Annotated in this window: 14 protein-coding genes and 1 CRISPR repeat array; of the genes, 11 read left to right on the top strand and 3 right to left on the bottom strand. The window is 45.8% G+C overall.

Going from position 1 to position 23,156, the window contains the following annotated elements:
* The first annotated feature begins 38 nt into the window (after positions 1 to 38).
* From C6P39_RS00420 to C6P39_RS00390, 7 genes are all read left to right on the top strand, one after another.
* On the top strand, positions 39 to 1,280 hold the full coding sequence (locus C6P39_RS00420) for a helix-turn-helix domain-containing protein (protein ID WP_158661412.1): 1,242 nt from the start codon (positions 39 to 41) through the stop codon (positions 1,278 to 1,280).
* A gap of 146 nt (positions 1,281 to 1,426) precedes the next feature.
* Complete coding sequence (locus C6P39_RS00415) at positions 1,427 to 8,998, top strand: Ig-like domain-containing protein (RefSeq protein WP_104802401.1); 7,572 nt, start codon at positions 1,427 to 1,429, stop codon at positions 8,996 to 8,998.
* A gap of 332 nt (positions 8,999 to 9,330) precedes the next feature.
* A CRISPR array of direct repeats spans positions 9,331 to 11,249; the repeat unit is 33 nt; unit sequence GTCACTCTCTGCGAGGAGAGTGTGGATTGAAAT.
* Positions 11,250 to 11,430: 181 nt separating this feature from the next.
* Positions 11,431 to 12,144, top strand: coding sequence for a phosphatase PAP2 family protein (locus C6P39_RS00410; RefSeq protein ID WP_104802400.1), 714 nt, complete (start codon positions 11,431 to 11,433; stop codon positions 12,142 to 12,144).
* Entirely contained in the window at positions 12,141 to 13,178 is a 1,038-nt protein-coding gene (locus tag C6P39_RS00405) for a lysylphosphatidylglycerol synthase transmembrane domain-containing protein (protein WP_104802399.1), read from the top strand. Before C6P39_RS00410 ends, C6P39_RS00405 begins: the two co-directional genes overlap by 4 nt.
* A gap of 228 nt (positions 13,179 to 13,406) precedes the next feature.
* Positions 13,407 to 14,084: a CDP-alcohol phosphatidyltransferase family protein gene (locus C6P39_RS00400; protein ID WP_095174268.1), complete on the top strand. Its 678-nt coding sequence runs from the start codon at positions 13,407 to 13,409 to the stop codon at positions 14,082 to 14,084.
* Between the two features lie 19 nt (positions 14,085 to 14,103).
* Positions 14,104 to 14,976: a phosphatidylserine decarboxylase gene (locus tag C6P39_RS00395; protein ID WP_104802398.1), complete on the top strand. Its 873-nt coding sequence runs from the start codon at positions 14,104 to 14,106 to the stop codon at positions 14,974 to 14,976.
* A complete protein-coding gene (locus C6P39_RS00390; RefSeq protein WP_104802397.1) occupies positions 14,973 to 15,785 on the top strand; it encodes a DNA-3-methyladenine glycosylase family protein in 813 nt (270 codons plus the stop codon). Before C6P39_RS00395 ends, C6P39_RS00390 begins: the two co-directional genes overlap by 4 nt.
* An 11-nt stretch (positions 15,786 to 15,796) precedes the next feature.
* Here the strand turns inward: C6P39_RS00390 and C6P39_RS00385 are convergent, their stop codons facing one another.
* A complete protein-coding gene (locus C6P39_RS00385; RefSeq protein WP_095174274.1) occupies positions 15,797 to 16,465 on the bottom strand; it encodes an MgtC/SapB family protein in 669 nt (222 codons plus the stop codon).
* 402 nt (positions 16,466 to 16,867) lie between these two features.
* Between C6P39_RS00385 and C6P39_RS00380 the strand changes: the two genes are divergently transcribed.
* From C6P39_RS00380 to C6P39_RS00365, 4 genes are all read left to right on the top strand, one after another.
* Positions 16,868 to 17,659: a nitroreductase family protein gene (locus tag C6P39_RS00380; protein ID WP_104802396.1), complete on the top strand. Its 792-nt coding sequence runs from the start codon at positions 16,868 to 16,870 to the stop codon at positions 17,657 to 17,659.
* A gap of 23 nt (positions 17,660 to 17,682) precedes the next feature.
* On the top strand, positions 17,683 to 18,615 hold the full coding sequence (locus C6P39_RS00375) for a helix-turn-helix transcriptional regulator (protein WP_104802395.1): 933 nt from the start codon (positions 17,683 to 17,685) through the stop codon (positions 18,613 to 18,615).
* A gap of 182 nt (positions 18,616 to 18,797) precedes the next feature.
* Positions 18,798 to 19,253, top strand: a complete 456-nt coding sequence (locus C6P39_RS00370) for a GyrI-like domain-containing protein (protein WP_095174281.1) — start codon at positions 18,798 to 18,800, stop codon at positions 19,251 to 19,253.
* A 260-nt stretch (positions 19,254 to 19,513) separates the two neighbouring features.
* Positions 19,514 to 20,122: a peptidylprolyl isomerase gene (locus tag C6P39_RS00365; protein ID WP_104805821.1), complete on the top strand. Its 609-nt coding sequence runs from the start codon at positions 19,514 to 19,516 to the stop codon at positions 20,120 to 20,122.
* Positions 20,123 to 20,229: 107 nt separating this feature from the next.
* On the opposite strand, the gene C6P39_RS00360 is transcribed toward C6P39_RS00365, so the two are convergent.
* A complete protein-coding gene (locus tag C6P39_RS00360) occupies positions 20,230 to 21,087 on the bottom strand; it encodes a hypothetical protein (RefSeq protein ID WP_104802394.1) in 858 nt (285 codons plus the stop codon).
* 161 nt (positions 21,088 to 21,248) lie between these two features.
* Positions 21,249 to 22,838: a DEAD/DEAH box helicase gene (locus C6P39_RS00355; protein WP_104805820.1), complete on the bottom strand. Its 1,590-nt coding sequence runs from the start codon at positions 22,836 to 22,838 to the stop codon at positions 21,249 to 21,251.
* Between the last annotated feature and the right edge of the window lie 318 nt (positions 22,839 to 23,156).

Raw genomic sequence — 23,156 nt, 5'->3', positions numbered from 1 at the left:
CAGAAAGCACCCCCGCATGTAAGTGCGGGGGTGTTTTAATGGGGGAAGAAAAAATGTTTCAGCCGTATTTCCTGGAACAAATGGTAAATTTGATGCATGCGCCATTTTACATGTTCACTGACCGGAATGAAATGATACAAAAATTTGGCGGCAGAGAGATAGAGACAATTCTTTTTGAAAAAAACCCGGAATTGGTGCAGAATGCATTTTCTAAGAAAAATAAAGAGCATCCGGTTATCTTTACAGACAAGGTTCTGGTATTCGCGGTGTTTGACAGCGGCATGGCAGAGGGAAACATTATGATTGCCGGGCCTGTAACCATAGGACGTCTGACTCAGGAAACACTGCTCCAGCTACGCAGGGAATATAAACTGGGAAGAAAGAGCGGATATGTCCCTCCTGTGTGCCCGCTGGATAAATTTGTCTCAGGGATTTTGCTGCTGCACTGGCATCTGACGGGACAGGAACTGACATCCGCTGAACTTTGGCAGAAGAATCAGCGATACTATTCAGCGACTGTAAATATTCAGAACCGTATATCTCAGGATATTTTTATGAGGCAGGAGAATGCGGGGCTGCACAATCCCTATGAGCAGGAGCTAAGAGAGCTGGACAGCATTGAAAGAGGAGATACAGAGGCTTTGAAACGAAGTATCTCAGAGACCTATGAGGGTGAGATCGGAATCCTTGCAAAAGACCCTCTCCGCTCCCATAAAAACGTAGCGGTGGGTAATATTACATTGGCCTCAAGAGCTGCGATCCGGGGAGGGATGAGCGTAGAAAAATCATTTTCCATGGCGGACAGTTTTATACAGCAGGTGGAGGAAATTGACAATGTGCCGGAAGTGGAGGCATTTAAGCGGGAGTCCCAGTATTTTTATGCCAGACTTGTAAACGAGGAAAATACCTGGGGAGGAGAAAAGCAGAATGTTAGAACGAATCCGCTGATCGGACAGGTCAAGGACTATATTTTTAACCACCTGCACGATACCATACAGGTGTCAGACATCGCAGTGCACATGCAGGTGAATCCGGACTACCTCTCCCATCTGTTCAGTTCCCAGGAAAAAATGACCATCACCAGCTATATCCGTCAGGAGAAGGTCAGAAGAGGGGAGAACCTCCTGAAATATTCGGATTACCGGGTTCAGGAAATTGCATTTTATCTGGGTTTCTGTTCTCAAAGCCATTTTGCCAGAGTGTTTCAGCAGATTGTGGGTATAAGTCCAAATGAATACCGCAAGAAATTTGGAAATAGGAAAAAATGGAAAATGAAATAAGATTTGTGACTAACAGCTAAGATATGTGATATATCTTGGCTGTTTTTTTCTTTATAATTATAAAAGGTAACAGCATGGCTGTGATCAGGACATGCATCTCAACAGTAATTGGGAAAGTACCGAAAAGGAGATTAGGAGGAAAGAAAATGAAAGGTTTTAAGAGAGGAATTGCTGCGGCATCCACAGTGGCACTCTGCCTGACGTCCATACCGATGAACGGGCTTTGCCTGGTTTCTGCGGCAGAACTGGACAGGACAGTTAAGCTTCAGCCCAGTCTCGCATCCACCTTCCATGACACCAATGAAGACGGTCTCGGTGAATTTGAAGGATGGGGAACGTCGCTCTGCTGGTGGGCAAACCGCATTGGCTACAGTGATGCAATGACAGATAAAGCGGCAGAAGTGTTCTTCAGTGATAAGGGACTGGACATGAACATTGGCCGTTATAATGTGGGCGGTGGTGACCATGTGGGAGTGCCCACGGAAGTGCCGGTAAATGAAAAGGCACAGTTTTACGATCTGGAAACAGAAGGGTATACACCGGAGTATTCGGGAAGTAAAATGGCAGTTGGTGAGAATGCAGCAATGAAGGACCTGCAGTATACAGTGTCGGATGGTGATTTTGGTATTACAAAGGGAAATAAGGTTGGGACTTTTAAGTCGATTGGCTGGATCAATAAGCTGGGAGATAAACCGGGTGACGGAGATAATCTTCGCTACACAGTCAATGCAAAAGAGGAAGGCAAATATACAGTAAAACTGTTATTGACCCTGACAGGCAGCAACAAAAGGGACGTGGCTATCCGGGTGAATGACAGTGAGGATCATATCATAGACGCGGATACCATCAACAGTAATCTGATCGCGTCGGGAAACAATAATCTGCTGTTTCTTGTGACAATTCCGGACGTGGTATTGAAGGCTGGAGAGAACACCATCAATATTGCAGGAAAAAATGACTGGACACTGGATTTTGTAAAGATGGCAGTGATCAAATCCGGTGAGGAAGGTACATTGCCCGAGGGGGAAGAATATCTTCACAGCCCACATATTACCCGTTCTGATTCCGCAGTTCCGGGATATGCGAAAGATGTGACAAAGATTGATACCAACAAGCATGAGTTATCATGGTATGAGACGGAATATGACAGAGCTGATGAGGCGTGCGGCTATGCGTGGAATTATGACTGGGATGCAGATGTAAACCAGCTCAACATTTTAAAAGCGGCAGCAGAAGCCAGCGGTGAAGATTTCATAGCAGAAGCCTTCTCCAACTCTCCGCCGTATTTTATGACAAACAGCGGCTGCAGTTCAGGCGCTGTGGATTCCGGCAAGGATAATCTGCGTGCGGACTCCTATCATGCGTTTGCGGTTTATATGGCAGATGTGATCGAACATTGGAATAATGAGGGCGTTATTACCTTCCAGAGTGCCACACCTATGAATGAGCCATATACCAACTATTGGGGAGCGTACAGCAACAAACAGGAAGGATGTCATTTTGACCAGGGAGAATCCCAGTCAAAGATCATAGAGGCATTAAATGAGGAACTGGAGAAAAAAGGGATTGACATTATAATCTCAGGAACAGATGAGACAAGCATTGATACAGCTATCAGTTCCTACAATGCTCTCTCTGATGAGGCAAAGAATATTATCCAAAGAATCGATACCCATTCATACGGCGGTTCCAAACGTTCCGAACTGAAAGCCCTGGCAGAAGAACAGGAAAAGAATCTGTGGATGTCAGAAGTGGACGGCGCCTACACAGAAGGAACCAATGCAGGAGAAATGAGTGCCGCCCTTGGCCTGGCAAAAGCCATGATGAAGGACGTAAACGGACTGAACGCAAATGCATGGATCCTCTGGAATGCCATTGATATGCATGTGGACAAGAAGGTTCAAACCAGCAGTGATGCTGATTATGCAAGTTTGGACGAGTTGTACAAGAGAGTTAATATGAACAGCGGTTACTGGGGCATTGCCATAGGTGACCATGACAATGAAGATATCCTGCTTACCAAAAAGTATTATGCATACGGACAGCTTTCCAGATATATCCGTCCTGGCTATACGATCATTGGTTCCAGTGACGATACACTGGCAGCATATGACCCGGAAGGCGGAAAAGTCGTAGTCGCAGCAGTGAATACTTCAGGTGAGGACAAGACATGGAAAATTGATCTGTCCAGCTTCAGTACTATGGGTGACCATGTGACTGCCATTCGTACCAGCGGTTCTCTGGCAGATGGAGAAAACTGGGCTGATGTTTCCTCAGACGGTGATATTACTGCAGATACGGCAAAAAAGAGTATCACTGCCACACTGAAAGCAAACTCCATTACTACATATATTGTTGATGGTGTCACTTATGATAGTACAGCAGAAGAGATCACTAAGATCGAGGATGTAAATGTATATACCATAGAAGGTGTTCCGGCTGTACTGCCAAAAACAGTGGAGACTGTTACCAATAAAAACAATACCACAGAAAAGAAAGTAACATGGAATCTTGAGGATGTGGACTTGACCCAGAGCGGAGAGGTTACCGGTACAGTGGAAGGCACAACATTGCCAGCTAAAGCAAAGGTACAGGTTGTGGCACCCAATATGATTTATTTTATTGACTGCAACAGCCCGGAATCACCTAAATATGCAGCCATGGATCAGTATGCGGACCTTCTTAATGAAAAAGCGGATCAGGCATATACAGAAGATTCATGGGGATATCTGGATGAGTATGGGAAGTACAATGGTGATGTAAACGATGAATATGATACCGGCTGGTGGGCAAAATCTGATCAGTCCATCAAGTACACAGTCCCCCTTGATGAAGGAACCTATAAAGTTACCTTTGGCTTTAAAGAGTGGTGGCAGGATAGTAATAAATCTCGTAAGATGACAATATCTGCAACACAAAACAACGGGACAAAAAAACTTGGATCGTCCAATACATGGAACGGTGACAACTGGTGGAATACTGATACATTTGACCTGGTGTGTGAGGATACCGGAAATGTAACGTTCAGTATTGAAAAACAATCCGGACAACCGGACCCGGCGCTTTCTTTTATCCAGATTCAGAAAATCTTGGATTTAGATGAATTAAAAGCAGCGCTGAAGGCAGCCTCCGAAGTGAACAGAGGACAGTACCCTGCATCAAAACTGGCTGTTCTGGATGAGGCAGTAGAAGCAGGAAAAGACCTTGCGCTGAAATCTTCCGCAACACAGGAGCAGATTGATGACAGTGCAAAAGCCATCACAAAAGCTATGGAAGCCCTGGGCACAGGATATACAGAGGATGAGATCGCGGCAAACGATTATGTACTGTATTTGGTAAACTGTGGTACTCCAGATGCATCTGTTGTACCGGACAGCTATATCCGCGGCTTATATCAGTCTAATGTTGACCAACAGTATGCAGCGGATGCCAATACAGGTTTAAGCTGGGGTTACGAGCCAAATGATGAGAATTCAAGGATCGTCAACGGCGGCAGCAGCACAGCGGATATTACTGGCAGCTATATTTATATGGCAGATACAGGCATCACATTTGTCAAAGATGTCAGTGGATTCAAATATAAATTTGAACTCCCGGACAGAGCAAATAGCGATTATGCTGTGACATTAGGATTTAAAAATCCATGGGATACAAGAAATGTAGATATCAAGCTGGAAGGGGAGACCGTTGAGAGCGATCTGACCCTGACAAAATCACAGTTGATTGAAAAAACTTACAAAACAGAGGTTACAGACGGAGAACTGAACGTGATGGTCCACAGTCCCAAACGTACAAACCAGTACGGGGACCCTGTACTCAATTATATCATTGTCAAAGCCGTTGCGGCATACACAACGGACAGAATCACAGAAGTGATCGCATCCTATCAGTCAGCCATGGACGGTCACAACTATTCCGAATCAACCAAAGGAGCTTTTGATAAAGCAGTACAGGAAGCCCAGGCGTTAGTTGATAACAATTCAACTGATCAGAAGGCAATCAAAGACGCTTTGAACAAACTGGAAGAAGCGTATAATGCGCTGAAGGAAGTTTATACCTATTCTTCTATTACAGGTACAAACGGAGCACAGCTTTTTGACAACAACGGCAATAAGATCCAGGCGCATGGCGGACAGATTCAGCAGTTCACGATCAACGGAGAAACCAAGTATTATTGGTACGGGGAAGATAAAACAAATGGTTACCGCCCGGTTGTAGGGGTACATTTGTATACCTCTTCAGATTTGTACAACTGGACAGACGAAGGTGTTGTGCTGAGAAGTATTCCTGTATCTGAGGAAGACTATGATAAAGACCAGACGGAAGGGTATAAAGCAGACCTTTCTATCTTTGAGACAGATGAATATTTCAAAAATCTGTATGGCGAATATGAAGGCCAGGACCCGGATGATACGGACAACTACAGCAGTAAGCTGGAAGAGGTTTACTGGAATCTGGCTGAGGACAGAACCGTTATTGAGCGGCCAAAAGTTTTATACAATGATGCAACCGGAAAATATGTAATGTGGTTCCATGCAGATGGACGTACCCCTACCAGTGATGCTGATTACGGCAAAGCAAGGGCCGGCATTGCTATCAGTGACAGTCCTGCAGGACCTTTTAAACTGCTGGGAACCTATAAGCTGCATGACAGTAAAGATGCTGATCACAGTTGGGATCATGCGGGCGGTGCAGTACGTGATATGAACCTGTTTAAAGATGACGACGGACAGGGATATGTTATTTATTCATCAGATGGAAACCTGACAACTTATATTGCAAAATTAAATGAGTCTTATACAGGCTTGATCGCAGATCCTAAAGAGGCCGTGGAGGGTACAGGCAAAGATGTAGAAGAACTGACAGCATCTGATTATACGAGAAACTTTATCAATGCTTCAAGAGAAGCACCGGCAATGTTTAAATACAAAGGAAAATATTATATTGTCAACTCAGGATGTACGGGATGGGCACCAAATAAGGCCCAGTATGCCGTAGCAGACCATCCTCTGGGACCATGGACCGTGATGGGTGACCCATGTGTAGGCGATACAAAGGGAACGACTTTTGACACCCAGAGCACTTGCGTATTCCCTGTCGATGCAGAGAACGGCAAATTTATTTACATGGGTGACCGCTGGTACAATCCGGACACAGGCGGAGATTTAAGTGATTCCAGATATGTATGGCTGCCGGTTGAATTCCTTCCGGGCGATCAGATCCAATTAAAAGACTATGCGGACTGGACATTGGATGAACTGGAAAATAAGGCTAGTTTTGAGATCGTCAGTGACCTCCCCACTGTTGTGAGCTCTGTATCTGAGATTGCAGATGCCCTGCCAAGTACAGTCACAGTTGATTTTGGAAGCACTACTGCTGAGAAAGAGGTGACATGGGATCTGGGCAATCTTGCTGAGGATAAACTGGGGGCCGCCACAGTGACCGGAACCCTGACTGACGGAAACAGGGAATTTACTCATAATATCAGCATCGTGAATCCTAAATTGATCTACTTCTTTGACAGCGGTGCAGATACATCTGAATACTTTGATACAGTAAACGCAAATCTGTTTGGCAGATTAGAGAACAGTGTACCGGACTGCGCTTACACGGAAAAAAACGGTGCCGGCTATACCGGTGTTTTGCAGTCCCAGGATGAAGATAACTATGATCTGGGACATCACTCCGGCGATGACTATCTCTCAAATGGCTGGTGGGCAGGTTCCGGAAAAAATATTGAATATGCATTTGATCTTAAACCGGGTACCTACACGTTATCTGCCGGATTCCAGGAATGGTGGAATACAAGCAGACCATCAAGGATGACGATCACCTCAGGAGACGAGAAAATAGCAGAAAAGGACTTTACTGTTTATAATTCAAGTACAGACCTTCAGGTTAACCAGACATTTACCGTGACAGAAGAAAATGCAGGTAAGATCACAGTTACCATCAGCAAAACCGGAAATCCTGACCCTGTGCTCAGCTGGATCGCAGTGACACATGACGATGCTGCGGTAAATACAGATAAGCTGGACACATTGATCGAGGCAGCCAGTGTTTTGAAGGAAGAGAACTATTCAGCGGAAACTTGGGAAGCTCTTTCAATCGCTCTGGAAGAAGCAAAGAATGCGCAGGGAATGGAAGAAGCAGACCAGAAAGCCATAGACAAGGCTGTTAAAGCTTTGAAGACTGCAATTGAGGCCCTGGAAAGCACAGTTGACAAGAAAGCGCTTCAGGAACTGGTTGACGAAGTAAATGAATTCCAGAATTCCATATATACGGCTGCGTCCTGGAGTGAATACGAGGCAGAAACAGCACAGGCTAAAGAAGATGCACAGGGAGTGCTGGATAATAAGGCGGCATTAAAAGAGGATGTGGATAGGGCACTGAAAGCGCTGCGATCCGCATTTACATCCGGAAAAGAGAAATTAGTTACTATCCAGTCTGTGCTGGAATCCGGTATTGCAGAAAATGAGATTCCGGAGAGCAGCAAGGATAGTTATACAGAAGAGAGCTGGGCAGAATATGAGGCAGCTTTGTCAGCAGCCAAAGCATTGATCGGTTCTAACGATGAGGACGCTGTGAATGCAGCTGTTGCTGATCTTGCAGCAGCAAGGACAGGGCTGACAGAAAAACCAGACCATGTTGTTAACAAGGCAGAACTTATTGAGGTAATTGAGAATGCACCTTCAGAAGAAGAAGCCGGGCGGTATACTTTAGATTCCTGGACGCCTTACGCAGCAGCATTGGCTGAAGCTATAAGTGCTCGTGACAAGGATGAGGCATCGCAGCTGGATGTTGACAGTGCATTGGCAGCATTGAAACTTGCGCAGGGAAAACTGGAGACGTTAGAAACGAAACTGGCAGAAATGATTGAAAAGTATGAAGCAGATATCTCTTCTCAGGAAACTTATACAGAAGAAAGCTGGACAGCCTATGCAAACGCACTTGCGGCAGCAAAGAGCCTGCAGGGTAAAGAAGGTCTTACAGAGGAAGAAATAGATGCAGCAGAGCTGGCTTTATCGGATGCATATGAAGGTCTTACACAAAAAGAAGTGAACACAGTCGATAAGGACGCGCTGAAAGTGGTTCTTGGGCAGGCAGAGCAGCTGAAAAAAGAGGATTACACAGAACAGGCATGGGCTGCATTTACAGATGCACTCAACAAAGCCAAGGCTGTTTACGACAACAAAGATGCATCTCAGGAGGAGGTAAATAAAGAGGTTACCGCCCTTGCGGAGGCAATGGCAGAGCTGAAAAAACATCCGGCCGAAACAGATGAAAAGACTGATAAATCTGCTTTGAAAGCACTTTTAGATAAGGCTTCCCAGTTGAAGAAAGATGATTACACAGGAACAACATGGGAGAAATTCCAGAAAGCCTTTGACGATGCATCAAACATCTATGAGAGCACCAAAGCTACACAGGAGCAGATTGATGCAGCAGCAGCAGCTTTGGAAACAGCAATGGGCCAGCTGGAAAAAGTCGCTGCCGGACCAAATGAAAAACCGAAAGCACCGTCAGACAACAAAAACAACGGCACTGGAAGCACTGTCAAAAAACCGTCCACCAGCGGAGGAAGCCAAAAAGGAACCTCTTCTGCAAAAACCGGAGACGAAACGCCAATTGGCATGTTTGCAGGAGTTGGAGCACTTGCACTGATTGCTATATTAGCGTGTGTGCTCAGCATTTTAAAGAAGAGAAAAAGGGCATAATCGGGAACAAAAATAGAAACTACGCTATTATGTTGAAACATCCTGGCAGTTGGTCACATTCACAACTGCCGGGAGAAAGGGAGAATGCCTTTATCTTCCATGAAAAAGTTTTGTATAACAGGAAGAATCCTCTGTATATAGATACAGGGGATTTTTCAATGTAGATATCAGGTGCGAATGCCTAGCGAACATAAAATACAGGGGGGATTCGCACCTATTTTTTGATGGAAAAAGGGGGTACTTTGTGGTAAAATAAAATGGTAGATATATAAAACTTATTATATTTATGCGAAATTCATAAAAACTGTATATGGTTTTTGTGGAATTTTGCTGTCACTCTCTGCGAGGAGAGTGTGGATTGAAATTATTGTTACATTGATGCCGTCATCCCGAAAGGTAAGTCACTCTCTGCGAGGAGAGTGTGGATTGAAATAAAATCATAGGCATTGAACCTGCCATCCGTATTAGTCACTCTCTGCGAGGAGAGTGTGGATTGAAATAAGAATCCTTAAACCTGCCTGAGAATAATGACGGTCACTCTCTGCGAGGAGAGTGTGGATTGAAATCCCATAGCAAGGGGAATCCTGGATTGTGCCGGGGTCACTCTCTGCGAGGAGAGTGTGGATTGAAATTACTATTTCCACTAGCACTTATTATCCTATTTTGTCACTCTCTGCGAGGAGAGTGTGGATTGAAATTACATTTTTATTATAGTATACGAACGTGAACTTGTCACTCTCTGCGAGGAGAGTGTGGATTGAAATCGGGATACTCGGCTTCAGAAGTGGAAGTTTAACACGTCACTCTCTGCGAGGAGAGTGTGGATTGAAATTTTCTGGCGAACCCTGAACCGCCATTGTTGCTCTCGAGTCACTCTCTGCGAGGAGAGTGTGGATTGAAATAGAATATAACTAACGTGAATCCATCTCCAACACCGTCACTCTCTGCGAGGAGAGTGTGGATTGAAATAAACTTCGATACATCTAGTTTTTCCGGCTTGATTGGTCACTCTCTGCGAGGAGAGTGTGGATTGAAATGGGCCAGACACAGAAGCACAGACTATCCGGGTGCAGTCACTCTCTGCGAGGAGAGTGTGGATTGAAATAGGATTGACATGGATGATATTTTAGATGTTGCCGCATGTCACTCTCTGCGAGGAGAGTGTGGATTGAAATTACCATATCCTCAACAGCAGGTATGTCAGCCGCAGTCACTCTCTGCGAGGAGAGTGTGGATTGAAATTGCTATAGACAAGTTGGATATGGCCTTAAACATGGTCACTCTCTGCGAGGAGAGTGTGGATTGAAATCATCTACGGCTGATGAGATAGCTGATAAACAGCAGTCACTCTCTGCGAGGAGAGTGTGGATTGAAATCTAATGCGGATTGGCATCTTGGATACTTCTCAATGTCACTCTCTGCGAGGAGAGTGTGGATTGAAATTACGGACGAGCAGAGACATTATTTTTGGCAACATGGTCACTCTCTGCGAGGAGAGTGTGGATTGAAATAGAAAGAGGTGTACATGGAAAGGCTAAGTTATGGGTCACTCTCTGCGAGGAGAGTGTGGATTGAAATTTGATGAGTCGCAAAATCAGATACCGCATTGATAGTCACTCTCTGCGAGGAGAGTGTGGATTGAAATGTCATTCTGGATGTTAGCGGTCTGAACCGGTCAAAGTCACTCTCTGCGAGGAGAGTGTGGATTGAAATCAGTATCGAGTGGATAAGTGGAGAAGAGACTTTCGTCACTCTCTGCGAGGAGAGTGTGGATTGAAATGGATAAACAAAGGACTTGTAACAGTCACAGAAACGTCACTCTCTGCGAGGAGAGTGTGGATTGAAATGTGCAAGGATATAGTTATTGAGTTGTGTTGTTGCGTCACTCTCTGCGAGGAGAGTGTGGATTGAAATAAAGCACCATACAGTTTACGGGTTTGGATAACTAGGTCACTCTCTGCGAGGAGAGTGTGGATTGAAATTGCGTCAAAGGAAAATACTTTCTTATTCATATTGTCACTCTCTGCGAGGAGAGTGTGGATTGAAATCTGCTAAAGCCTGTGCTACTAAATCGGATTCAGCAAGTCACTCTCTGCGAGGAGAGTGTGGATTGAAATAGCCCTTGCACTATGCATTTATCATAATAATCAGTCACTCTCTGCGAGGAGAGTGTGGATTGAAATTGTTTGTTGGCATGGTAAATAATAAAAATATGTAAGTCACTCTCTGCGAGGAGAGTGTACCTCCAAACTGGTCACTCTTCACAAGAACAGAATAACATTCTACCGGAGCATCTGCCGAAGACAAAGACGGCAGGTGCTCTGTTATCTTTATTTGCATAAAACAGTAAAATATTGTTATTAAGATAATTTTATTAGACTATTTGCTGAAATCTGTTATAATACCTTTTAGATGTATTAAGGAGGAAAGCTATGCACAACAAACAAAAAAAGAATGCATGGATACCCTCATACGCAGTATTTCCGCTGCTTTCCTGTGTGACGGTGAATTGTATCGTATATTTTGGGATTTCCAGGATTGCCGATGAGTGGAAGCATTATGACCTGACGCTGCCGGTTGACAGGGCAGTGCCTCTGATTCCCGGATTCGTATCGGTTTATCTGGGGTGCTATCTTTTTTGGATCATCAATTACATATTGATCGCGAAACAGGGTGAAGAACACTGTGTCCGTTTTGCCGCGGCAGATATTATGTCAAGACTGGTCTGCTGTGTGTTTTTTATATTGCTGCCCACAACCAATGTGAGGCCTGTGCTGTACGGGGACGGTATTTGGGTGAGCTTACTGCAGGCTGTATATAAGATGGATGCACCGACGAATCTTTTTCCTTCCATCCACTGTCTGGTAAGCTGGTTTAGTTTTATCGGTATTCGCGGAAGGAAGTCGGTTCCCAAAGCGTACAGGGTCTTTTCCTGCCTGTTTGCCATTCTTGTATGCGTATCTACCCAGGTGACCAAACAACACTATATTGTGGATGTGTTCGGAGGAATCGCCATAGCGGAAATTACCTATTACATTGCATTCCATACGAATATTTACAGACCCTTTAAAAGGGTGTTTGACAGATTATATGAAATGTTTTTTAGCAGGAGAAAAAGTGCCTGTGGGAAAGAGAGTGAAGTTTGACAAGTAAGAAGAAAAAAATCGGAAATGGTCTGTTTCTGGCAGCCGTTTTCATTTTAACTATATACAGTGTCTTCCACGGAGAAGACCTGCATGCTGTGCTGAAAGCCATTGTAAAGGTGAATCCCTGGTATCTTCTCCCCGCTGTATGGGGGGTGATCATTTTTATATGGGGTGAATCCATCATTATTCATTACATGCTGGGCACATTGAATATCAGGACAAAGAAGAGGACTTGTTTCCAATATTCCTGTATCGGGTTCTTTTTCAGCTGCATTACACCATCCGCCAGCGGCGGCCAGCCCATGCAGATTTATTATATGAGGAAAAATAAAATCCCCATTCCAGTGGCAACCATTGTTCTGATGATCGTTACCATCACCTATAAATCGGTATTAGTATTTATTGGCTTATTCGTTGCATTTTTCCAGAGAGGTTTTGTACATAAATACCTGGAAGGTATTCTTCCCGTATTTTATTTGGGCGTGATCCTGAATGTATTCTGCTGTATTGCCATGTCAGTTCTGGTTTTATGCCCTTCGCTTGCCAAATTTATTATGATGAAGGGTCTGGTGATTCTGGAACGTGTGCGGATTTTCAGGAAAAAGGAGGAGAGGACCAGGAAATTGGAGGAGTCCATGAATCATTATACCGTGACTTCCGATTACCTGAAAGGACATGGAAAAGTTATAGTCCATGTGCTGCTGCTCACATTTCTGCAGAGATTTGCTTTGTTTTTTGTGACATGGTTTGTTTACAAGGCTTTTGGCCTTCACGGAGCGAGTATTTACGATGTGGTCATGCTTCAGGCGGTGGTGTCTGTTTCTGTGGATATGCTGCCATTGCCGGGAGGCATGGGAATCAGTGAAAATCTGTTTTTGATCATATTTAAAACTATTTTTGTGGGCGGCCTGCTGTTGCCCGGCATGGTTTTGAGCAGGGGGATCGCTTTTTACGTGCAGTTACTTTTCAGCGCATGTATGACTGCTGCTGCGCATTTTACCATTGGCCGAAAAGCTCTGGACACCGGTATATAAATTTCGGCGGACAGAATGTCTTCTGTGCGCCAATACCTGCACAGTTTGTACAGATGCTCCATCCCGCCGGAATTACACTTTACACTTTTGGAATGGCCCGTTTTGCCATCTGCGGTGCTGTTATAAGCCTTATAAGGCCCTACAGTATAGAAAAAACATCCGGTATCGGCAGTGTAGTGACTGATTTTGGAGCACCGGAAAGGATAAAGAAAAGAGGGACAGAAAAAGATGATAGGATTTTACAATTATTCAGTGATCTTGACTTATATAAGCTTGATTTCTTCCGTATTCGGAATGACGCAGGCGATACACGGCAGATTTAAAATAGCAGTATTCTGCCTGGCTTTGTCAGGACTTTGTGACATGTTTGACGGAAAAATAGCAAGATCCATGAAAAACAGGACAGAGGATGAGAAGTCTTTTGGCATTCAGATTGATTCCCTGTGTGACGTGGTCTGTTTTGGCGTGTTTCCGGCTATGATCTGTTATCTTTTGGGTGTGAGGGGGCCTGTGGGACTTGTTATCATTGCCCTGTACTGTGTGAACTCGGTCATACGTCTTGCCTACTTTAATGTTATGGAAATGAAAGGGGCATTGGTCAGCGAGGAGGGGGAGAAATATTACAAAGGCCTTCCCATAACTTCTATGGCTGTGGTGCTGCCCTTGGTGTTTATGATCCAGTTTTTTGTGTCAGATTTTGTGTTCGTCATATGTCTGCATCTGGCACTGTTGGTGGTGGGAACCCTCTTTGTGGTAAATTTCCGGTTTAAAAAGCCTAAGAACTCTACACTGGCAGTTCTGGTGGCAGTGGTGGCTGCAGCCCTGTGTATTATGCTGCTCAGGACCAGATACCGCATTGAATTCAGACATGGGTGGCCGTGGCTTCCGTGGCTGCGGAAGCTGTAATACATAGGAGGATGACAGGATGAAATACATAGACAGAGAGGGCAGTATTACAACAGAGGATTCGGGGCAGGACAAACTTTTAAAGTGGATGTATACCCACAGAACAGGGCGTCTGGCTTTAAAGGTGCTGGTCCGGCCTGTGGTTTCCAAGGCCGGGGGCTGGCTGCTGGACAGCAGGTGCTCTAAGATTTTCATAAGACCATTTGTGAAACAGCAGGGTATCAATCTTGAACAATATGAGAATAAAGAATATGCTTCCTACAATGATTTTTTTACAAGACAGATTAAAAAAGAATATCGGCCAATAGAGGGAGATGCAGATACCCTGATCAGCCCCTGTGACGGAAAGCTGAGCGTCTATCCCATTGACGGGAAAAGACGCTTTTCTATTAAGGGGACAGAGTACACTGTGGATTCCCTGCTGCGTTCAGGACGTATTGCCAGAAGGTATCAGGGGGGATATGCCTGCATCTTCCGTCTGACTGTGGATGACTATCACCGCTATTGCTATGTGGATGACGGCTTAAAATCCATCAATATCAGAATACCCGGTATCTTTCACACGGTGAACCCGGCAGCTAATGCAGTGTGCCCTGTCTATAAAGAAAATACAAGGGAATTTACCCTGCTTAAGAGCAGGCATTTTCAGGTGGTGCTTATGATGGAGGTTGGAGCTCTCATGGTGGGGCGGATCACCAATTATCACGAGGAATGCCAGGTGAAAAAAGGGGAGGAGAAGGGACGCTTTGAATTCGGCGGCTCCACCGTGATCCTGTTGTTTCAGAAGGACGCAGTGGCGTTTGACAGGAGGCTGCTTATGAATACACAAAACGGTTATGAGACAATTGTGAAAATGGGAGAGAGGCTGGGGGAGGCAGCAGACAACAGATGATAAAGAGAAAAATAGCAGACCTGGATTTAAGACAGATTGCAGAGTCCGGTCAGTGTTTCCGTATGGTCCAAAAAAGTGAAGGGGTGTATGCTGTTTCGGCATTTGAAAAATACCTGGAGATAGAACAGAAGGAGGACCTGTTTTTCTTTTCCTGTACAGAGAAAGAATTTGAGGAAACTTGGGAGGATTATCTGGATCTGCACACAGACTACGGAGCGATCAAAAAATCTGTGGATGAAGAGGATGCCTATCTTCAGGAGGCAGTACGGGAAGGATGGGGGATACGGATCCTGCGGCAGGATCTATGGGAAATGATTGTGACTTTTCTGGTGTCCCAGAACAACAATATTTCACGAATCAGAAAAAGTATTGAATTATTGTGTCATACCATAGGGGAAGAACAGTACACCGGGGATGGCGTGAAATATTATGCTTTTCCCAAGCCGGAAGCGGTGGTGCGTGCCGGTATGGAAGTGCTCTCCACCCTGGGGCTTGGATACAGGGACAAATACATTTTCCGTACAGCACAGGCCGTTTTAGACGGCAGCCTTGACCTGGAAATGCTGCGGGCAGCAGATTATGAGACTGCCCACAGAGAATTGGTAAAGCAGTATGGGATCGGCAAAAAAGTGGCAGACTGTATCTGTCTCTTCGGGCTTTATCATATAGAGGCCTTTCCGGTGGATACCCACGTGAAGAAAATTCTGGAAACGCACTATCCGGAAGGGTTCCCCCATGACAGATATAAAGGGTACGCCGGAATACTGCAGCAGTACATGTTTTATTATGATTTAAAAGCTGCCGCGTAAAAGGAAATCTTCTATAGATCAATGGAAGTGATTTTGGAGTTTTTCCGGAGCAGCTCCAGGGTATGGAAGATATCATAGCTGTCCGGAAATTTGACGAAGAGCTTCACTTCCACCTGGTTTTCTTTCAGGCGTTTTACTTTCATACTGGTGATCTTAACTTCATCCATCTGAAAGGTATCAGTCAGGATACTGCGCAGGTCATCCTCCTGTTCCATGACAAGAGTTACCTGTTCAATGCTGGAGGATTTCAGCCACCGGAAATTCCGGTGAAAGAAAAACTGCAGAAGCAGTATCATGACTGTGGCGGTGATGCCGGGAACATACATGCCTGCACCGAGAGCCATACCTACACCCACGGTTGCCCACAACCCCGCCGAGGTGGTGAGACCGCTGATGTTCATTTTGTGGGTGAAGATGACCCCTGCACCCAGAAAGCCGATGGCAGTGACCACACCGGCGGCGATTCGGGAAGGGTCCAGGTTTACATGGGAGGACAGGACATCAAAGAAACCGTATTTTGATACGATCATCATGAGTGCTGAGGCAAGGGACACAATGGAGTGTGTGCGGATACCAGCCATTTTCATCTGATTTTCCCGTTCATATCCGATGAGGGCGCCGCAGAGAATGGCACCCATCATGCGGAGTGGGTATTTCAAGTAAAGTAGAACGAATTCCATAAAAATCCCTCCGTTTCTGTTTTCACCCATTATAACAGAATATTATTTCAATAGCTAGTGCTACATCTGGCCGGAAACCATGCTGTCATCTTCCTGTTACTGTTCACAGGCCACTGTACCGGGAGGTGTTTCCCAAAGGGATGCTTTGCGATGCGTAGTAAAATCCCGAGTTAGCCGGCGTCAAAATGCAATAAATTGCATTTTGTACCCTATAGAGCAGAACTGTGCATCGCGAAGCGCGTTACTGTGCAAAGAGCTGCGTTTTTAGTATACTGTGAACAGTAATTCTTCTTTACCTTCCAGGCTGACAAAATATGCAGCATTAGCAGTGGGGGCTCTGTCCGGATAGAACGCAAAGGTAGGTATGTATAAAAAAGCAAAAAAGAAAAGGAGGATTGCGCTATGGTAATTATTGATCAGGAGATTTGTGTGGGATGTGGGGCATGTGTGAAGGACTGCCCAGGCAGTGCCATCCGTTTGGAAGAGGGAAAGGCAGAGGCTTATCGTTCCTGTATCCAGTGCGGGCACTGTGTTGCAGTCTGTCCGGTAGATGCAGTATCCATACCGGAATTTGACATGGAGGATGTGGAGGCGTACCGGGAAGGGGAATTTTCTGTCTGTCCGGAGCATTTTTTAAGGGCTGTAAAATTTCGCAGGAGTGTCCGTAACTTTAAGAAGGAAGTTCCGGACAGGGACGTGATAGGAAAAATTTTGGAAGCAGGACGCTACACTGCCACAGCCAAAAACATGCAGGACTGTACCTTCGTGGTGGTAAGGGAGCAGCTTTTGGAATTTAAGGATCTTGTCTGGCAGGAAATGCCGGGGATCATCCAGTCTCTGAGGGAGACGGGACCCGACTATGCCAGGGCATTTTCCTATTTCTATAAATTATGGGAAAGGGACAAGGAGAAGGATACATTCTTTTTCAACACCCCTGTATTCTTAGTCATTGCCTCCGAAAATCCCCTGGACGGAGGGCTTGCGGCAGCCAATATAGAGAACATGGCAACAGCAAAAGGCCTGGGAGCCCTCTACAGTGGTTATATGATGCGTGTCATCAGGGAAAGCCCTGTTTTACAGGAATGGCTGGGGACAGGAGAAAAGACGGTCTCCTGCTGTATGCTGCTGGGATACCCGGACGTGAAGTACAGACGCACTGCCCCCAGGAAAAAGGCAGATATTTTGTGGAAATAAAAAGTTGGAACTGAGGTAAAGAGATGAAAATAGACAGGCTGATCGGCATACTCTCCATTCTGCTGCAGCAGGATAAAGTGACTGCGCCTTATCTGGCAGAAAAATTTGAGGTTTCCAGACGGACCATAAACCGTGATGTGGAGGATATCTGCAAAGCGGGAATTCCGCTTGTCACCACACAGGGACAAAACGGCGGGATTTCCATTATGGAGGGATACCGTCTGGATAAAACACTTCTGACCTCCAGGGACATGCAGTCTATTCTGGCGGGGCTTAGGAGCCTGGACAGTGTGGCGGGGACTAACCGGTACCAGCTTCTCATGGAAAAGCTGTCTGTGGGAAGCCAGGAGGTGTTGACCAGCAATGACCATATCAGGATTGATCTGTCCTCCTGGTATAAATCTTCCCTGGCACCCAAGATAGAACTGATCCAAAATGCCATTGAGGCCTGCCGCCTGATAACCTTCCGCTATTATTCTCCAAAAGGGGAGGGAGAGCGGGAGATAGAGCCCTATCTGCTGATATTCCAGTGGTCCTCCTGGTATGTGTGGGGATACTGCGGGCAGAGAGGGGACTATCGTTTGTTCAAATTAAACCGTATGGACAAACTTTGTGATACGGGTGTGAAGTTTGAAAAAAGGCAGATCCCGGACTGTGACTGTTCCCCAAGGCGCATGTATATCGCGTCCATCCATGTGAAAGTCCGCTGCGCTCCCCAGGCAAAGTGGCGCTTGATCGAGGAATACGGGGTTGCGTGTCTGAGAGAGCAGAAGGACGGATATCTGCTGTTTGAATGGGACTTTGCAGACAGGAACAGTTTATTTGGGTGGCTTCTGAGTTTCGGGGAACAGATAGAGCTTCTGGAACCCCAAGAGATACGGGAGGAATTGGCCGGGATGCTGGACAGAATGCAGAGACGTTATAAAAAAGAGATTCATATGCCGGAGGAATCATGACAGGCAGTTGTCATGATTCCTTTGTTATAGTAGCCTTAACCCGTGACGGATTCACAGCCATTTCCCCGGAATGTTTTTTATGGCGGCGGCTGCCGGGTACGCGGCAAGATCCTGAAACGGCTCCGGGATGGAAATGGTTTTGAACGGATACGGGAAAAATGAAGAGATGAGGGCTGTTATAAATGGAATATGAAATTGTGGAATTAGAAGAGAAAACTGTAATTGGTATCAGCATCCGTACAAATAATCAGGCGCCTGATGTGGGAGCAGTGATCGGAGGGCTTTGGGAGAAGTTTTTTACCCGGGGTATTTATGAGGGGGTACCGGACAAGAGAAGCGGGATGCCTCTTGGGATTTATTCCGACTATGCGGGCGGCATTTCGGATGACTATGCCTTCACTGTGGGATGTGAGACAAGAGAAGGAGACCATGTTCCTGAGGGAATGGAAAAGAGGCAGATCCCGGCCGGGAGATACGCCAGGTTTGTGGTAAAAGGCCATATGCAGAGGGCAGTGGCAGCATTTTGGCAGGAACTGTGGAGTATGGACCTGGACAGGGCTTTTGGCGCTGACTTTGAAGAATACAGGAATCAGGATGTGGAGAACGCGGAAGTGCATATCTATGTGGGACTGAGATAATATGTTACTATTCAGCCTTCCGGCATCATAGCAACAAAAGCATGCACACAGACTGCATAAACCGCAATCTGGCGCGTGGCTGCCTCGGGATTGCCTTGCAATTGCAAGGCAACACCTCGCGGGACAGAGGAAGGCTGAACTGTTACGATAATATTACACCCAGCCTTTTCCTTAGACAGAAAATATGATATACTGACAACGCGGCCGGAGTGTATAACTTTCCGGGCAGAACAGAGAAAAACAGGAAAGGCATGAGAGATATGAAGAAATGGAATTATTTACTGGCGGCAGTGACGTTAGCATTGTCTGTTTTACTGACAGGCTGCGGAGGACAACAGCAGGAGGAGGAGCAGGTCAGTCAGGCTTCCCCGGAGGACCTGCATCATGTGAAAATTAAAGTGAAGGACTACGGAACTATCTCTGTGGAGCTGGACGGCCAGGCAGCGCCGTTAACAGTGGAAAATTTTATCAATCTGGCAAAGGATGGATTTTACGATGGATTAACCTTTCACCGGGTGATAAAAGGTTTCATGATCCAAGGCGGTGACCCAAACGGCGACGGTACCGGCGGTTCGGAAAAGACTGTTAAAGGTGAATTTGCCAAAAACGGAGTGGAGAATCCTTTAAAACATACAAGAGGGACCATTTCCATGGCCCGTTCCAGCGATAAGGATAGTGCTAGTTCACAATTTTTTATCGTGCAGGAAACATCTGCGCATCTGGATAAAGAGTATGCCGCGTTCGGCCATGTGACAGAAGGGATGGAGATCGTGGACAAAATCTGCGATGATGTTAAAACAGAGGACAGCAATGGAAGTGTAGCCCCTGAAAACCAGCCGGTCATTGAAAGTATTGAAGTGGTAGATTAGTAACCTAGGCTATAAGTCTGCCGGACAGGCAGAAAGCTGCTGTACGGAGTGTCAGGAAGCAGATTCCATGACTATCCGTACGGCAGCTTTTTTTGGCAGCGGATATATTACTGCAGAATATTAGAGCGGAACAGATAGGTGTCACCGCTTTTTTCAAGCGTCAGTGCAGTGTGCATGGCTCCATCCGAGGATTGACAGTCAAGGTAATACATGCCATCCTCTGTCCAGCCGCCGGTACAGGTAAAGGTCACACGGTTGGTATCCCCGTGCTCCACATAGTAGCTGTCGAACTGCTCCAGATAAGTCCAGTTAAACTTACGGATTTCTCCCAAGCTGATACCCAGCTTGCGCTGCAGGAACTCCTCAATCTGCTGTGAAGTCAGATGGATCACGTCTGTCATAAACGGCTGTCCGCTTGCGGCCTGAAGTGCCGTGCTCTCCTCAAAGGTCAGTGGTTCAAAATCCATACCTGCACCGGTGTACAATACCTGATCCAAATCCACTTCCTGGGGAATGCTGTAAGAGGAGCGCAGAAATCCATAATTTTCCATGTCGCTTACGAAGGAGGAAAAATAGTCCAGTTCCTCTGTGCTCAGGTCACGGCGTTCCTCTGTGCCTGCCAGAGGATCGGGAATCTCAGAAGTATTGTTTTCCTGTGTATTGTCCGGAACTTCTGTCTCAGGCGTCTCCACAGGAGCCGTTTCCTCCTGGCCGGAATCCGCAGGTGCAGATATTGGATCGTTATTCAGAGAAATGCCTTTTCCGTCCAGTATCTTGGTTGTGCTTTTTTTGCTGCCGGAATTATTTTCTGCATCACGGTTCCCGGTATCTTTTTGGGTTTCCGCGGATGTTTCTGTCTCAGCAGAAGCCTCTTTGTCTTTTTCGCTGCCGCAGCCGCTCACAGAAAAAAGCATTGAAGAAGCCAGAAGTGCTGCCAGTATCAGAGTTATGATCTTTTTCTTCATTGGTGTTCCCCCTTATCAGCCGCAGCATGTATATGCTGTATTTCGGCATAAAAAAATATCTGTATCCCCTTATTTGATTCAGGATATACAGATATTTTATCATAAGAACAGGTGGTTGTATAGTCTCTTTGGGAGCCTGCAAACCACAGTATTAGCGTTCATTACCTCTGATTGGCAGGTTCAATGGCTATGGTGTTGCCTTTGATCTTAGCGGTCTTCATGGCATTCAGCACATCTTTAGCGTATTCTCTCGGAACTTCTACAAAGGTGTATTTATCGAACATGTCAATGCTTCCGATAAGTTTTCCCGGCATTCCGCTTTCTCCGGCAATGGCACCCAGGACGTCACCGGGGCGGACACGCTGTTTTTTACCGATGTTGATAAAGAGGCGTACCATTCCGGGTTCCTCCGCACCGGTGTCACCGAAATCAACCACTTCCTCATCCGGCTCCTCCTGAACCATACCCATATACATTTTCAGCAGGGCAGCAGCCAGGTCTAAGGTGGTATAGTCAGAATTGTTGACCTTTTCATCAATAGCGTCGATCATAAGAGAAAGGTTTTCCCTTTCAATGACAGAATCCACGTTTTCCAGAATGTTTTCCATCTTGGTGTTGGCCACATCATTTAAAGAAGGCACTTTCTGGGCATAGATTTTAGTCTTGCAGTAGCGCTGGATCTCTTTTAATTTGTAGAGTTCCCTTCCGCTGGCAAATGTGAAGGCACGGCCCTCTCTTCCCGCACGTCCTGTACGTCCGATACGGTGCACATAATACTCGTCATCCTGGGGAAGGTCGTAGTTAAATACAGCTTCAATGTCATCCACATCAATGCCGCGGGCAGCCACATCTGTGGCAACCAGGATGTCGGTCCTCCCTTTTCGGAAGCTCTGCATTACCCGGTCACGCTGTGCCTGCTTCATATCTCCGTGCAGACCTGCGGCAAAATAACCTCTGCCGATCAGGGCGTTGACCAGAAGATCCACCTGTTTTTTGGTGTTGCAGAACACTACGGAGAGTCTCGGGGAGTAGAGGTCCAGAAGACGGGAGAGCACTTCCTCTTTATTCTTAGGTTTTACGTCATAGTAGAACTGTTCAATATTGGGAACGGTCAGCTCTTTTTTTGTCACCTTGATGACTTCCGCGTCTTTCTGGAACTTTTTAGTGATCTCCAGGATAGGCTTCGGCATGGTAGCAGAGAAGAGAACGGTCTGACGTTCCTCCGGAACACCGCTTAAAATAGTTTCAATATCTTCACGGAATCCCATGTTGAGCATTTCATCCGCTTCATCCAGGACAACCGTGTGAACGTCATCCATTTTCAGGGTCTTTCTGCGCATATGGTCCATGACACGGCCCGGTGTGCCGATGATCAACTGTGTTCCGCTTTTCAGGGAACGAATCTGCTTTACAATATCCTGGCCGCCATAGATGGGGAGCACCTTGATGCCGTGCAGGTATTTTGCCAGGTTACGGATTTCGTCCGCTACCTGTATGGCCAGTTCTCTTGTGGGGCAGAGTACAATGGCCTGAAGTTTTTTGTTCTTAATATCTATCTTCTGCAAAAGAGGGATACCAAAAGCTGCGGTTTTTCCTGTTCCGGTCTGTGCCTGGCCGATAATGTCACGACCGCTTATCATAGCAGGAATTGCTTTGGCCTGAATGGGGGAGGCCTCCTCAAATCCCATGTAACTCACTGCTTTTTCAATTTCAGGAAATAATCCCAATTCTTCAAATTTCATTGTTTCCATATAAAATAAAAATCCTTTCCGTCGGGGGACTGCCCCGAATCCTTCAAAAATAGGACCGCTTGCGGTCATCAAAAATAGGCGCCGCATAAGCGATGTAAATGCTTATCGCGGCACCCTCTTATACACAATCAGCAGCTTACATCATACCAGAATCAGAAACTAATGTCAATTAGAAGATATCGACAGGATAAAATAGCAAAAATAATAATATTGCATAAAAATGAGAGGTTTTCTTAAAAAACCTTTGCGGGTATTATACAAAACAATTACAATGAAAGAAAGCGAAGGCAAGGCTTCGGAGAAAAATTAATTACAAAC

Source organism: Blautia marasmi (assembly GCF_900258535.1).
Lineage (GTDB): Bacteria > Bacillota > Clostridia > Lachnospirales > Lachnospiraceae > Blautia > Blautia hominis.
Note: the sequence above shows the minus strand (reverse complement) of the source record. Positions and strands in the feature narration are given on the sequence as shown.

Bases quoted from the DNA above. Each gene is read 5' to 3' on its own strand.
- C6P39_RS00420 (WP_158661412.1), top strand. From the start codon at position 39: ATGGGGGAAGAAAAAATGTTTCAGCCGTATTTCCTGGAACAAATGGTA.
- C6P39_RS00415 (WP_104802401.1), top strand. From the start codon at position 1,427: ATGAAAGGTTTTAAGAGAGGAATTGCTGCGGCATCCACAGTGGCACTC.
- C6P39_RS00410 (WP_104802400.1), top strand. From the start codon at position 11,431: ATGCACAACAAACAAAAAAAGAATGCATGGATACCCTCATACGCAGTA.
- C6P39_RS00400 (WP_095174268.1), top strand. From the start codon at position 13,407: ATGATAGGATTTTACAATTATTCAGTGATCTTGACTTATATAAGCTTG.
- C6P39_RS00395 (WP_104802398.1), top strand. From the start codon at position 14,104: ATGAAATACATAGACAGAGAGGGCAGTATTACAACAGAGGATTCGGGG.
- C6P39_RS00390 (WP_104802397.1), top strand. From the start codon at position 14,973: ATGATAAAGAGAAAAATAGCAGACCTGGATTTAAGACAGATTGCAGAG.
- C6P39_RS00385 (WP_095174274.1), bottom strand. From the start codon at position 16,465: ATGGAATTCGTTCTACTTTACTTGAAATACCCACTCCGCATGATGGGT.
- C6P39_RS00380 (WP_104802396.1), top strand. From the start codon at position 16,868: ATGGTAATTATTGATCAGGAGATTTGTGTGGGATGTGGGGCATGTGTG.
- C6P39_RS00375 (WP_104802395.1), top strand. From the start codon at position 17,683: ATGAAAATAGACAGGCTGATCGGCATACTCTCCATTCTGCTGCAGCAG.
- C6P39_RS00370 (WP_095174281.1), top strand. From the start codon at position 18,798: ATGGAATATGAAATTGTGGAATTAGAAGAGAAAACTGTAATTGGTATC.
- C6P39_RS00365 (WP_104805821.1), top strand. From the start codon at position 19,514: ATGAAGAAATGGAATTATTTACTGGCGGCAGTGACGTTAGCATTGTCT.
- C6P39_RS00360 (WP_104802394.1), bottom strand. From the start codon at position 21,087: ATGAAGAAAAAGATCATAACTCTGATACTGGCAGCACTTCTGGCTTCT.
- C6P39_RS00355 (WP_104805820.1), bottom strand. From the start codon at position 22,838: ATGGAAACAATGAAATTTGAAGAATTGGGATTATTTCCTGAAATTGAA.